The organism is Gemmatimonadota bacterium (assembly GCA_040388625.1).
Classification (GTDB): Bacteria; Gemmatimonadota; Gemmatimonadetes; order Gemmatimonadales; family Gemmatimonadaceae; genus Fen-1247.
Genome location: JAZKBK010000003.1, coordinates 125,614 through 138,080, shown reverse-complemented (window position 1 = coordinate 138,080; position 12,467 = coordinate 125,614). Strand labels below are relative to the sequence as shown.

General features: G+C 62.5%; 15 protein-coding genes. 4 read left to right on the top strand and 11 right to left on the bottom strand.

Annotation, left to right across the window (positions count from 1 at the left end; genetic code table 11):
- Positions 1–30: 30 nt before the first annotated feature.
- Complete coding sequence (locus V4529_06255; GenBank protein ID MES2357930.1) at positions 31–1,500, bottom strand: sigma 54-interacting transcriptional regulator; 1,470 nt, start codon at positions 1,498–1,500, stop codon at positions 31–33.
- Between the two features lie 242 nt (positions 1,501–1,742).
- On the opposite strand from V4529_06255, the gene V4529_06250 reads away from it, so the two are divergent.
- Positions 1,743–1,976, top strand: a complete 234-nt coding sequence (locus V4529_06250; protein MES2357929.1) for a hypothetical protein — start codon at positions 1,743–1,745, stop codon at positions 1,974–1,976.
- A 30-nt stretch (positions 1,977–2,006) separates the two neighbouring features.
- On the opposite strand, the gene V4529_06245 is transcribed toward V4529_06250, so the two are convergent.
- From V4529_06245 to V4529_06200, 10 genes are all read right to left on the bottom strand, one after another.
- Positions 2,007–2,990: a hypothetical protein gene (locus V4529_06245; GenBank protein ID MES2357928.1), complete on the bottom strand. Its 984-nt coding sequence runs from the start codon at positions 2,988–2,990 to the stop codon at positions 2,007–2,009.
- Positions 2,968–4,233 carry a heterodisulfide reductase-related iron-sulfur binding cluster gene (locus V4529_06240; protein MES2357927.1) on the bottom strand — a complete coding sequence of 422 codons (1,266 nt, stop codon included), beginning with the start codon at positions 4,231–4,233 and terminating at the stop codon, positions 2,968–2,970. Before V4529_06240 ends, V4529_06245 begins: the two co-directional genes overlap by 23 nt.
- Positions 4,230–4,898 (bottom strand): FAD-binding protein, encoded by a 669-nt coding sequence (locus V4529_06235; GenBank protein MES2357926.1) that lies wholly within the window; start codon positions 4,896–4,898, stop codon positions 4,230–4,232. The genes V4529_06240 and V4529_06235 overlap by 4 nt, the downstream gene beginning before the upstream one ends.
- On the bottom strand, positions 4,888–6,354 hold the full coding sequence (locus V4529_06230) for an FAD-linked oxidase C-terminal domain-containing protein (protein ID MES2357925.1): 1,467 nt from the start codon (positions 6,352–6,354) through the stop codon (positions 4,888–4,890). Before V4529_06230 ends, V4529_06235 begins: the two co-directional genes overlap by 11 nt.
- Positions 6,351–7,235, bottom strand: a complete 885-nt coding sequence (locus V4529_06225) for a diacylglycerol kinase family protein (protein MES2357924.1) — start codon at positions 7,233–7,235, stop codon at positions 6,351–6,353. The genes V4529_06230 and V4529_06225 overlap by 4 nt, the downstream gene beginning before the upstream one ends.
- A gap of 67 nt (positions 7,236–7,302) precedes the next feature.
- Positions 7,303–8,199, bottom strand: coding sequence for an RNA polymerase sigma factor RpoD/SigA (locus V4529_06220; GenBank protein MES2357923.1), 897 nt, complete (start codon positions 8,197–8,199; stop codon positions 7,303–7,305).
- A gap of 162 nt (positions 8,200–8,361) precedes the next feature.
- Positions 8,362–8,541 (bottom strand): hypothetical protein, encoded by a 180-nt coding sequence (locus tag V4529_06215; protein ID MES2357922.1) that lies wholly within the window; start codon positions 8,539–8,541, stop codon positions 8,362–8,364.
- A complete protein-coding gene (locus V4529_06210) occupies positions 8,541–9,050 on the bottom strand; it encodes a 3D domain-containing protein (protein MES2357921.1) in 510 nt (169 codons plus the stop codon). The genes V4529_06215 and V4529_06210 overlap by 1 nt, the downstream gene beginning before the upstream one ends.
- The gene (gene aroB / locus V4529_06205) at positions 9,047–10,174 is read right to left on the bottom strand and encodes a 3-dehydroquinate synthase (GenBank protein ID MES2357920.1); all 1,128 of its coding nucleotides are present in this window, start codon (positions 10,172–10,174) and stop codon (positions 9,047–9,049) included. Before aroB ends, V4529_06210 begins: the two co-directional genes overlap by 4 nt.
- Positions 10,168–10,713 carry a cob(I)yrinic acid a,c-diamide adenosyltransferase gene (locus tag V4529_06200; protein ID MES2357919.1) on the bottom strand — a complete coding sequence of 182 codons (546 nt, stop codon included), beginning with the start codon at positions 10,711–10,713 and terminating at the stop codon, positions 10,168–10,170. Before V4529_06200 ends, aroB begins: the two co-directional genes overlap by 7 nt.
- A 27-nt stretch (positions 10,714–10,740) precedes the next feature.
- On the opposite strand from V4529_06200, the gene V4529_06195 reads away from it, so the two are divergent.
- From V4529_06195 to V4529_06185, 3 genes are all read left to right on the top strand, one after another.
- Positions 10,741–11,757, top strand: coding sequence for an NAD(P)/FAD-dependent oxidoreductase (locus tag V4529_06195; GenBank protein MES2357918.1), 1,017 nt, complete (start codon positions 10,741–10,743; stop codon positions 11,755–11,757).
- Between the two features lie 75 nt (positions 11,758–11,832).
- Positions 11,833–12,126 (top strand): hypothetical protein, encoded by a 294-nt coding sequence (locus V4529_06190; protein MES2357917.1) that lies wholly within the window; start codon positions 11,833–11,835, stop codon positions 12,124–12,126.
- Complete coding sequence (locus V4529_06185; GenBank protein MES2357916.1) at positions 12,123–12,455, top strand: type II toxin-antitoxin system PemK/MazF family toxin; 333 nt, start codon at positions 12,123–12,125, stop codon at positions 12,453–12,455. The genes V4529_06190 and V4529_06185 overlap by 4 nt, the downstream gene beginning before the upstream one ends.
- The last annotated feature ends 12 nt before the right edge of the window (positions 12,456–12,467 follow it).

Sequence of the window (12,467 nt, the reverse complement as noted above, 5' to 3'; positions counted from 1 at the left end):
ATGCTGGATGGCTACGCTGAACGCTAAACGCTACGCTGAAAGCCCGCCGAAATAATCCTCGCCCGGACGCCGGCGCTTCTCGTTCACCGCGCGGCCATAACGTCCCTCGTCGGACCGCGAGATCTTGCGCCTGGCCACCAGCGCCTCGAGCACCAGCTCGCACGCGGCGGCGACGAGTGGAATGTCCGACCGGCTGGCCAGCCCTGCTTCCTCCACCGTGTCGATCAGCGTCGGCACGCTCTCGAAACCCTTCACCACCGACGTCGCGGATACGTCGTCGGATACCTGAAGTGCCCCGCCGGCATCGAACCACATCACGATCTCGTCAGTGTCGACGAGACCGGCGCGCTCCCGGAACGTCGCATCGGCAGCACGCCGGATCAGCTCCCGGGCAATCGTCGGACCACCCACGATCTCGCCCTCATATTCCAGCTCGATCTTGCCGGTAATGGCCGGCAGCGCCGAATACACATCCGCAATCCTCGGCACCGCCTCCGATTCTCCAGTCTCCACCGACCGTCGCTCGGCGTTCGATATCACGTTTTCGAGAACCGTGATCGGCATGCGCTGAGACACGCCGGAGCGACGGTCTATGCGCTTGTCCGTGCGCGCCTCGAATGCGATGCGCTCGATCACTTCCTCCATGAAATCCGGAACCCGCACCCGCATTACGCCGCGGTCCGCCCACGCCTCCTGACGCGTGATCGCCATTCCGATCTCGACCGTTTCAGGATAGTGCGTCACGATCTCGCTCCCGATTCTGTCCTTGAGCGGCGTGATGATCTTGCCGCGCGCCGTGTAATCCTCGGGGTTGGCGGAGAACACCAGCAACACATCGAGCGGCAGCCGCACCGGATAGCCTTTGATCTGAACGTCGCCCTCCTGCATGATGTTGAACAGCCCGACCTGCACCTTGCCCGAGAGATCCGGCAGCTCGTTGAGAGCGAAGATCCCGCGATTGGCGCGTGGCAGCATGCCGTAGTGGATCGTCAGCTCATCCGAGAGGAGATGACCTCCACGAGCTGCCTTGATGGGGTCCACATCTCCGATTATGTCGGCGATGGTGACGTCGGGCGTGGCAAGCTTCTCCACATAACGGCTGTCGCGGTCCGCCCAGGCGATCGGCGTGTCGTCGCCTGCCTCCGCGATCAGTTGACGGGCGTACTTGGAGATCGGATGGAACGGATCGTCATTGACCTCGCTGCCCGCGACGATCGGCACCACCTCGTCCAGCAGCGTCGTCAGCGCCCGGAGAATCCGCGATTTGGCCTGCCCGCGAAGCCCGAGAAGTATGAAGTTGTGTCGGCTCAGCACCGCGTTGGCGATCTGCGGCATTACCGTGTCCTCGTATCCGAGGACGCCATGAAACAGCTGGCCACCCTTGGCGAGCCGGTCCAGCAGATTGCTGCGCAGCTCGTCCTTTACCGTCCTGTTGACCATGCCCGGCGCGGCATAGGCCGATCGCTTCAGGGCACCAAATGTTTGCGGAAATTGAGGCACACTACTCTCGATTCGGTTCGGCGGGTTGTCGGCGGCGTAGCGCGATTATTGCTAGTCTGGCATCCGGATAAATGTCAACCAGTCGCGAAACCCTCATGTACGACGTAATTTAGCTCGGGGGTCGTGGTACTTGACACCGATTCTGGTAGACATAGATTCGACCCCGCGCCACATCCGGGCAACGCGACTGCGTGCACGGACCCGGGCGATCACCCTCTGAACCTCTCTAAGGAGATTCTCGTATGAAGCGCCTGGCCCTCGTCGCCGTCGCCCTACTCGCAGTAGCAGCTTGTGCAAAGAAGGAAGAGGCAGCTACCGACACAACCATGCCGGCAGCAGCAGCACCAGCAACAGCCACTGACACTGCAATGAAGATGATGGATAGCTCCAAAGCGATGACTGATACCGCAAAGAAGATGCTGGATTCCGGCAAGGCACTCGCCGATTCAGCAAAAAGCGCAATGAAGAAGCCGTAATCTTCATAGCTCACAAAGCAAAAGGCGCGATCACTCGATCGCGCCTTTTGCTTTTCCTGCTACAACCGCAGTCGTAGCACCGCCTTCCCAGTGCACGTCGATCGCCTGTCCGTCATCGATCTCCCGTCGCACCATGCCGATTCCAATCGCACCGTCACGGTCGCTCCTGGCAGTGCTGCGAACGTCGCCGATGCCACGATGCTCCGCATCCTGCAGCACGGCTCCGCGCGGTGGTATCACGCCATTCGAAAATCTGAGCCTGCGAAGACTCCGATTCACATGTCCGCGAAAGTGAATGCGCGCCACGGTCTCCTGGCCTATGTAACATCCCTTCGTGTATGACACCGCATGCATGTCGTCGAGATTCGCCTCCTGCGGAAGCGTGTTCTCGTCCATGTCCACTCCCCATTCCGGGAAGCCGCTCTCCACGCGCAACGTGTCCATCACTTCAACACTCGCTTCGACGGCACCCGCATCGTGGAACGCGGCCCGTACACGCTCGAGCGCATCGCGCGGGACGATCGCGGAATAGACGCGCTCACTGTCGGCGCCGATCGGCGGAAGATGAACGATGATCACGGGCGCACCACCGATCGTTGCAGGGATGAAGGAGAAGTGCGGCAATGCCGACAGCTCCTCCGCGTTCACACTTCCGTTCGAAGCCCGCACGATCGACTCGGCGCTGTGATCGCCAACGAGCGTGATGTCGCCGGTTATGTCGGTGACATCGATGAGCGTGGCGAACCGCGGATTCACGAACTTGGCGAACATCGCACGTAATCCCGGAGCGGATGCGGGGGACGCATGCACCTGAATCCTGTCGTCCAGCATGAGCAGTATCATGTCCGCGACGATCTTGCCCTTCGCGGTGAGCGCCGCCGCGTATTGCCCGTGACCGGCTTTCAGCGCAGCAACGTCGTTCGTGACGAGACCGTTGAGAGTTGCAACCGCGTGAGCTCCGGAGATCTCGATTCGAGCGCGGTCGGACCTGTCAATCAGCAGCGTAGGAGGCATCCAGTAAATCTATAGGATGCACCGCGCGCGCCCGCATGTCGGACCGAAGCAATCCCGCTCCGATCTGCATAAGACAACCGGGATTGCCGGTGGCAACGAGCGCAGCATGAGATGCGCCGATGCGATCCAGTTTCCGTTCCAGCACGGCGTCCGACGTCTCCGGCTCGATCAGGTTGTAGATTCCAGCACTGCCGCAACATTGATCCGACTCGTCCAGCGGTACCAGCTGCACCCCCGGAATCGCCTGGAGTACGGCGATCGGGGCGGTCGTCACGCGCTGCGCATGCTGCAGATGACACGGTGCATCGTACGCAACGGTGAAGGGAATTACTCCGCCCGGGCGCGGACAGGCCGCGGCCAGCAGCTCGCTCACATCTCGCACACGGGACGATATTTCGCGCGCGCGATCGGCCCACTCGGGATCCCCGCTCAACAGATGCGCGTATTCCTTCATCATCGCGCCACAACCTGCTGCGTTCGCGACCACGTATTGTGCACCGGAACGCTCGAACGCGACGATGTTGCGTCGTGCAAGTCTGCGCGCCGCATCCAGATCACCGGCATGCGCGTGCAGCGCCCCGCAACAGCCCTGTCCCGGTGCAGCGGTCATGCGATAATCATTCCGCGTCAGCACTCTCTCGGTGGCACGATTCGTCGCGGTGAACAGTCCCTCCATCACGCAGCCCAGCAGCAGCGCGGCGCTGCCGTTCGTCCCATCACCCTCCGCGCGATACTTGCCCCGCTCGAGTGGAAATTCGGTGGACGCGAGCATCGCCATCGCGAAGCCCATTCTTCCGGGCAGCTTCATCAACAGCGTCGGAATCGGTGTCGCCGCCAGGAGCCGCGCAAACGCCATCGCGGCGCGCATCAACGGCCGGTGCGCAAATACACGGAGAAGGGCGCGCGAAGCGGCCGTCGGCGCCTGCCCACCGCGTAGCGTCGCACGCGTAGCTTCCAGCAGATGTCCGTACGGCACTCCGGACGGGCACGCTGTCTCGCACGCGCGACAGCCGAGACACCGATCGATGTGCTCCCGCAGATCGGGATCACTCGGCGCCAGCTTCCCGTCAACCAGCGCACGCATCAGGACGATCCGGCCGCGCGGCGAGTCGTTCTCGTCCTCCAGGGCCAGATATGTCGGACACGCCTGCAGACAGAACCCGCAGTGCACACACGCGTCGAGCCCGGCCTGTTCCTGCGCGAGCGGCGTGTCAGCGCATGGCGGCCTGGTCGCCTCCGTCATGACTTCGCTTCCATGATTCCAGGATTCAGCACGTGGTGCGGATCGAAGCGCTGCATGAGCGCAGCGGAAAGCCGGTCGTGAACAATCTCCGGCCTGCGGTAACCGTGCGACTGCGGAAGCTGGCGGCGCATGTGCGAGACCGAATCAATTCGCATCGACCGCGACCGCACACGCAGCGTAACTTCCGTGATGACGCCCAGCGTTCCCCACGCACCGATCATGAGTCGCGTGAGATCGAAGCCGGCGACGTTCTTCACCACTCGCCCGCCTGCGCGTATCACATCTCCCGTCCCGAGCACGACCGTCATGCCCAGCACCTGATCTCGCGGCGTCCCAAAGAACGCCGCCGCAGGTCCGTACGAGCATGTCGCAACCGTCGCGCCAATCGTGACGTCGGTGCCTCCTTCCGGATCCAGCGCGATCCACTGATCGTGTGCGCCCAGTGTCTCGTCCAGCTCGCGTAGCGTGGTTCCCGCTCGTACGGTTATCGTTAGATCGTCCGGCACGTACGCAACGATTCCGTGATCGTCTGAAAGAACGAGCTGCGTATGCGCCGCGACGGGTGATCCAGCGTCGAGCCACGTTCCGCGGCCGACGATGCGAAGCCCGCCGCGATCGGCTATCGCATCGCGCACCGCCGCCGAGATCTCTGCGTCACCGCGCATCAGACGCCACCTCGGATGCGATCTCACCAGCGCGTACTGCCGGCGCTCCATGCCACTCGCGACATGAATGCACCGGAACCACCTTGCCGGGATTCGAGCGTCGCGCCGGGTCGAATGCAGTGCGCAGATCGCACATCGCCGCGAGCGTCGGCTCGTCGAACAGCAACGGCATGTAACGCAGCTTGTCCAGCCCCACACCGTGCTCGCCGGTGATGCTCCCGCCAGCCGCGATGCATGCCTGCATCATCGCCGCCATCGACTCGTGCACGCGCCGTACCTGATCCGGATCGCCAGCGTCGTAGGAGATGTTCGGATGCAGGTTGCCGTCACCAGCGTGAAATACGTTGCACACCGTCACTCCGTGCGAGTCGGCGATCGCGTGGATCTGCGCCAGTACCTCCGCCAGACGCGTGCGCGGAATCACCGCGTCCTGGACCGCCAGATTCGGCGCGAGACGTCCCATCGCTCCGAACGCTTTCTTCCGGCCCTGCCACAACCGCGCCCGCTCGGTCTCGTTCGTGGCGACACGCACGGAGCGCGCGCCACATTCCATGCACAGCTTGCGCACGAGATCCATGTCCGCATCCGTGCTCTCGACGGTTCCGTCCACCTCGATCAGTAGAATCGCAGCTGCGTCGATGGGATAGCCGGCGGCGAATATCGACTGCTCGACCACGCGGATTACGCCGCTGTCCATGAATTCGAGAGCCGCCGGCACCACGCCCGATGCAATGATCGCCGACGTCGCGTGCGATGCATCCGCAACGTCCATGAAATCCGCCAGCGCCGTTCGTACGGCCGCCGGCTTCCGCGTAAGCCGCACGGTGATGTCCAGTGCAACGCCGAAGCATCCCTCCGATCCCACGAATGCGCCAAGTAGATCGTAGCCTGCCATCCCGCCGTCGCGATCGCCCAGCTCGACGATCTCCCCATCGGGAAGCAGAACGGTAGCAGCGAGAACGTGATTCAGCGTCACACCATACTTGAGGCAGTGCGGACCACCGGAGTTCTCGGCGATGTTTCCACCAATCGTGCACGCTGCCTCGCTGGATGGATCGGGCGCGTAGAACACACCGTGAGGCGCGAGCCGCTTGTTCAGCGTCGCATTCACGACACCTGGCTCGACCGTCGCGCGCATCCGCGCGATGTCCATGTCGAGCACAGCCTTGAGCCGGTGCAGACCCAGAAGCACCACGTCGTCAGCCAGTGCACCGCCGGAGAGCCCCGTTCCCGCACCACGCGGTACGAACTGTACCTCGGACTCGGCAAGCAACCGTACCACTTCCACAACCTCGTCGCGCGACCCGGGAAGCACCGCGACGTTGGGGCGCTTGTGATAACCCGGCAGTCCGTCCGATTCGTATGCCAGCAACTCTGCATCGCGTATTAGGACGAATCGATCACCCACGATGGCGCGCAACTTGTCGACGAGCCCGGCCACAAGTTGAGTTGTCATGCAACGCTCGCGCTGTGTTCCGATGGAATGACGATCCTGAGCGCATCTTTCGACAGGCGGTACTGCAACGGCATGCCGAGCGCGACTATCTCACCATCGACCGCTACGTGATGCCGCCTCCCACCCATCTTGATCGTGCACGAATCCACCATGAAGCTGTCCAGCTCCGGCGTGCGGGCCACCCTGTCCAGTCCGCGCGTGGCCGCATCGAGCGCCACCGCGAGCAATCGCGCCGCCCGACGTTCGCGCACGACGATCACATGCAGGCACTGCCGCCCGCCGGCAATCCGATTACCCAGCGTCGGCGAGCGCGTTTCACGCTCACCCACGCCTATGAAGACAATCGGCGTGCTGTAAGTGCGCCGCTCGCCGTTCACGTCCAGCTCCAGAGAGACCGGACGCATCGAGATGAATATGCGCACTGCTGCAAGCAGGCTGGCGATACGATACCCGACATATTTCGCCGCGCGATTGCGAAAGCGAACGTAAGCGACGTAGGCACCCACCGAGCTGGTGTTGAGGAAGAGACGGTCGTCCGCGTACGCAACGTCGGCGCGCCCGACCTCACCGTTGATAGCAATCGTGGCTGCCTCTTGCTCATCGACCGGAATTCCGTGATCCCGCGCGAAATGGTTCAGCGTCCCGCCAGGCAGTACCGCGAGTGCAGTCTCCGTTCCGCATGACACACGGGCTGCTGTTCCCACGCTCCCGTCACCGCCGGCGACGACGATTCGCGCCGGCCTGGACGCGATCGCGCTGCGAATGCTGCTCTCCAATTCGTCCGGCCGAACAGCGTGAATCTCGAAACCGCCGGTCTCCTCCAGCGCACGCTTCGCCGCAGAAGCGGTGCCGGCAGCATCGTTGACGAACGCGGGGATCACAATGGGTAAAATAAAGCGAGGGCCCCATCCACGGGCCCTCGTTGCACTTTCACACCTGTCCGGATTGCTATGCCGCGCCCCAGAATCCCGACAGCGCTCCACCATCCGGAGACTGGCGCAGCTTCTCGAATGCCCGCTCGCGAATCTGACGAATCCGCTCCCGCGTGACTCCAAGCAGCGATCCGATCTTCTCGAGCGTCATCGCTTCCGAATCCTGGCCAAGCCCGTAATACAGGTAGAGAATCTTCCGCTCGCGTGGCGTGAGATACTTCTTGAAGGCCCTGTCGATCGACTCGCGCATGAGCTTGAAGTCGGTCACCTCTTCGATCTCGCCGCCGTCAACTCCCGCAAAGCGCTCGCCCAGCGTCGATGCCTCGCGATCGCTGCGGTCGATTGGTGCGTCCAGCGAGATTTCCGTCGCCGACATCTGGCGCGACGCACGAACGGTGTCCGGCGTCTCCTCCAGCAGCCTGCCAAGCTCGTTGTCTGTCGGATCGCGCTTCAGAACCTGAGCGAGCACCGTCTCGGCGCGCGACAGCTTGATGAGCTGTGAATTCTGATTGAGTGGGATTCTCACCGATCGCGTCTGCTCGGCCAATGCCTTGAGCACCGCTTGCCGGACCCACCATACGGCGTAGGAGATGAACTTGACGCCCTGGTCCGGATCGAACTTCCTGACTGCCTTCAGCAATCCTTCGTTTCCGATTGCTACGAGCTCGCTGAGATCGAGTCCGTGTCCCTGATACTTCTTGACGTAGGAGATGACGAAGCGAAGGTTCGCTGTCACCAGTCGTTCTGCCGCCCGCTCATCGCCACCCTGCGCTCGTCGGGCCAGTCTTCGTTCTTCCTCGACGTCCGTGATCAGGGGAAGTTTTTGGATGTCGTGCAGGTACTGGTCGAAGGCTGTGGAGGGAGACGAACGCGCAAATCCCTTTGGCCTGCTCTCGACGACCGCTGCCGGCATAGACGCTCCAATGATGGGCTGAAGCAGTCAGACTAATGGGCGCTTGCAGTTTGGTCAACAGCCATATTTCGTGCCAAAGGAATGTGATCTGTCACCCAGGTGGCGCGACGCTGGCGCTGACCGGTATTAATCGCGCGCCGAACTGCGAAGCGTACCCGCCGCTCAGCTCGTCGGCGGGTCCTTCTGGCGTGCGCGGCTTGTGGCTTTGAGGATGCCCAACCCGACCAGCACGATCACGCCGACAGCGATCCACGTCGTAGGCACGTTCAACAGGTACGCCCCGATGGCGAGACCTACGATGACCACGAAAAAGCCGATCAGGTACGTGGTGAAGGCTGACATCAATTCTCCGGTTTCATTACGAGTGTGGCGGTCCCGCGTTGGCGACCGAACCTCCTCGCTTCAGAGCAAGACGGGTTCCAGATGTCCAGCGTTCTGCCCTTGACCTTCCCACCTGTGTCATCCACGAGAAAGCGGCCGAGGTAGTGCTTGCCTAGGAAAAGCTCGACGTAGTGCGCGAGCGGAAAGATGCGCGGATCCGCCGCAACGATCCCCTCTCTGACCCAGTGGTCGCGGCGAGTCGTCCCCTGCAGGCAGTACTGCGTCAACGAAACCTCGAGCGGCTTGCCGACTGGCGCGCGAGCGAAAATGCTCTTGAGCTTCGGAATCTTGGGCATGATCCGCTCTGCCCGGACGATCAGCGGCGGCAGCATCCGGGGAGCATACACCAGCACCGGCGGGTGACGGAACGGTTCTGGATTGGCATTGGGAAGGCGAGCGATTCCGGTCTTGACGAAGACCGCCGCGGCGAGAACGGCAACTATCGCCTGGCCCACCTCCCAGCGCTTCACGCGAGGACCTCGGCGACAACGGCGTCCGACAGACGGACGGTGTAGCCTGCCCCCGCGCCCGCCATCACTCCTATCCGAGTCGGCACCGCATACTCGATCTCGCCTGATCGGCTTTTCTTGTCGCCACGCATCGATTCCAGGATGCTGGACACCGACGGTCCGGCTGGACGAACGATGGGAAGTCCCGCACTCTCGAGCGCCGCACGGATGCGCGAGGCGGTGCCGGCGTCGGTGACACCTGCACGTTCTGCCGCGTCGGCTTCCAGCACCATCCCGACTCCGACGGCCTCGCCGTGTCGCATGCTGAATCCGCTGAGCAGCTCGATCGCGTGTCCTATAGTGTGGCCAAAGTTCAAGGCTTTGCGAGCTCCATTTTCCCGTTCATCAGCGGCGACCACCCCAACCTTGAGCCGGACGCTCTTCTCGATGACGTGATTGAGCGCAGGAACGTCACGCTTGCCCGGGTCCTCCGCAAGTAGGAGAGGCGCCGAGCTGGCGATGAAATCGAAGTAGGCCGCGTCGGCGATCGCGCCGTGCTTGAGCGCTTCCGCCAGTCCCGCCCTCAAATCGCTAACTGGAAGTGTATCAAGCACTTCCGGATCTATTATCACAGCGCTGGGCTGATGAAAGGCGCCGACCAGATTCTTCCCATGCGGCGTATCGACGCCGGTTTTGCCTCCGATCGATGCATCGATCATCGACAGCAGGGTCGTCGGTATGTGGACCACCGGCACCCCGCGCATGAACGTGGCGGCGACGAAGCCAGCCAGGTCGCAAACGACTCCGCCACCCAGGGCGATGATCGCCGAATCGCGGCCAAGCCCCGCGGCCAGCAGTTGATCGGTTATCGCCGCCCAGCTTTCGCGGTTCTTGTGCGCCTCGCCGGCAGGAACCGTGCATAACGGAACCGATTCGCCCGACTGTCCGAGTTGCTCGACCAGCCGGGAGGCGTACAAGGGTGCGACGTTGCTGTCGGAGACCACCGCGTACCGATGCGCTGGCGCCGCCGCGGCCGCGATTTCTCCAGCGCGGCCCAGCAACCCGGCGGCCACGCTTATCTCGTAGCCGCCAGCATCTATGAATGAGACAGGATCTCGCGTTGGCCGCGTAGCCTTATCTACCACGTAACCTCGCCGGCGCCGGCGCGCTTGTTAGCGACGCGGGCAAGCGAAAAGAGCAGATCGGACAGACGGTTGAGATAGACCACCGTCAGCTTCGGAAGCTCCACCGAGTGTTGCAGATGTACAACCTTGCGCTCTGCGCGCCGGCACACGGTCCTCGCCACGTGGAGTGCAGCTGCTTTTGGAGTCCCGCCCGGAATGATGAATGCCTTGAGCGGCTCCAGCTCGTTGTCGCACGCGTCGATTGCGTGCTCGAGCTCCTCGATGCGAGCATCGTCGATGCGCGCCTTCGTGAGGTGCGCGTGCATCTTCTCGATGTCCGGCGTTGCCAGAAGAGCGCCGATCGCGAAGAGATCGCGCTGCACCGCAACCAGCACTTCGTCGACCCGTGGCATCGGGCCAGTCGCGCGCGCGGCGCCGAGTACGGCATTCAGTTCATCGACATCGCCATAGGCGTCGACGCGCGAATCGTCTTTCGGCACGCGGCCGCCGCCAAAGAGTCCGGTCGTGCCAGCGTCGCCGGTTTTCGTATAGATCTTCATAGTCATATCCGGGTAAATTTCGCCACTATGGAGCACGAGATCAAAGACGTAACGATATTAGGCGCCGGACCAACCGGACTTTTTGGCCTGTTCTACTGTGGAATGCGCGGCGCGAGCGCGCAGGTCGTGGACGCATTATCGCAGGCCGGCGGCCAGCTGACGGCCCTTTATCCTGAGAAATACATCTTCGACGTCGCCGGCTTTCCCAAGGTGCTGGCAAAGGATCTGGTGCGCTCGCTCGAAAGCCAGGCGGCCCAGTTCGGCGAGCCGGTCCATCTCAATCAACATGTGACCGGACTCGAGGAGCACGACGGGCACTTCGTCCTGGTCACCAGCACCGATCGTTTTCCGACCCGATCGCTGGTTCTCGCAGCCGGAATCGGAGCGTTTTCGCCGCGCCGGCTGCCACAGGCGGTCGCAGAGCCGTGGTACGGAAAGGGCATTCAGGATCGCGTTCTCGATCTCGAACAGTTCCGGGGCAAGCGTGTCATCATCATCGGCGGCGGCGACTCGGCGTTCGACTGGGCGCAGCAGCTGCGCGGTACGGCGGAAGCAATCTCGCTGGTTCACCGCAGCGACCGCTTTCGCGCCCATGCTGCGACCGTCGCCGACGTGCTCGCGTCGGTGCACACGAGTCACACCAAGGTCTTCACATTCCACGAGCTGCACGACATCCACTCGGCCGGCGAATACTTCGACTCGGTCACGCTTCGCAATGTGAAGTCCAAGGAGCTGGAGCGTGTGGAATGCGACGTGATCCTCCCGATGCTCGGCTTCGTGAGCGATCTCGGCGCGCTGAACGACTGGGGACTCGAGCTCGTCAACGACGAGATAGTAGTGAACAGCCAGATGGAAACGGGCCACGCCGGCATCTACGCGGCGGGTGACATCTGCACCTATCCCGGAAAGCTGAAGCTGATCGCGACAGGATTCGCCGAAGCCGCGACGGCGGTGAACCAGGCAGTGCACTGGGTCCATCCCGACAAGAAAGTCGCGCCCGGACATAGCTCGAACATGGCGGTGTTCGGGCAGAAGGACGACTGAACTGTCCGTGGGCTAAAGATGGCCCGGGTGTATGGTAGCTTGAAAGGTAGCAACATATATACTACCATTAGTAGTATGAATTCAATCCTCCCTGCAAAGACCGCCGCTACAGTGCAGCGTTTGCTCGGCGAGCATGAAAAAAAGGCCAAAGCCTCGGTGAGCCTTTCGGGTGAGCTTATACGTGCCGCAGACGCAGTTGCGGGGAAGGCTCAACGCTCCGCTCTGGTGGAACGCGCGGTGCGTGCCTATCTCCGCTCGATGCTGCGACGGGCGCGTCGAGCGCATGACCTGCAGGCTATCAACGCGAGTGCGGAGATCACTAACCGCGAATCGGACGACCTCCTGAGTCTCCAATCCTGGCCCGAGTGAGTCTGACCAGAGGCGAGATTTACCGTGTTTCACCTGCGCCCGGAAACGATCCGAAGCGTGCGCGGTGCGTCGTAGTTGTGAGTCGGCAAACGCTCTGCGACTCGAAGGCAGACAAGGTAGTTTGCGCTGCGATCAACACGAACGATGATGGGCGGTCCACTGAAGTTGCGGTCGGGATTAGCGAAGGTTTGAAACACGACTCGGTCGTCAACTGCGACCAACTTCTCCTCGTGCCGAAATCCGCTCTGACTCACTACGTGGGCTCGCTCGCACGGCCCAAGGTGGTTGAGCTGAACGCCGCCCTGCTCGTGGCGTTTGATCTCGACTGACGCTCCACGACT

Excerpts from the sequence above, each read along its gene's own strand:
- V4529_06250 (MES2357929.1), top strand. The coding sequence starts at position 1,743 with ATGAAGCGCCTGGCCCTCGTCGCCGTCGCCCTACTCGCAGTAGCAGCT.
- V4529_06245 (MES2357928.1), bottom strand. The coding sequence starts at position 2,990 with ATGCCTCCTACGCTGCTGATTGACAGGTCCGACCGCGCTCGAATCGAG.
- V4529_06240 (MES2357927.1), bottom strand. The coding sequence starts at position 4,233 with ATGACGGAGGCGACCAGGCCGCCATGCGCTGACACGCCGCTCGCGCAG.
- V4529_06235 (MES2357926.1), bottom strand. The coding sequence starts at position 4,898 with ATGCGCGGTGACGCAGAGATCTCGGCGGCGGTGCGCGATGCGATAGCC.
- V4529_06230 (MES2357925.1), bottom strand. The coding sequence starts at position 6,354 with ATGACAACTCAACTTGTGGCCGGGCTCGTCGACAAGTTGCGCGCCATC.
- V4529_06220 (MES2357923.1), bottom strand. The coding sequence starts at position 8,199 with ATGCCGGCAGCGGTCGTCGAGAGCAGGCCAAAGGGATTTGCGCGTTCG.
- V4529_06215 (MES2357922.1), bottom strand. The coding sequence starts at position 8,541 with ATGTCAGCCTTCACCACGTACCTGATCGGCTTTTTCGTGGTCATCGTA.
- V4529_06200 (MES2357919.1), bottom strand. The coding sequence starts at position 10,713 with ATGAAGATCTATACGAAAACCGGCGACGCTGGCACGACCGGACTCTTT.
- V4529_06195 (MES2357918.1), top strand. The coding sequence starts at position 10,741 with ATGGAGCACGAGATCAAAGACGTAACGATATTAGGCGCCGGACCAACC.
- V4529_06190 (MES2357917.1), top strand. The coding sequence starts at position 11,833 with ATGAATTCAATCCTCCCTGCAAAGACCGCCGCTACAGTGCAGCGTTTG.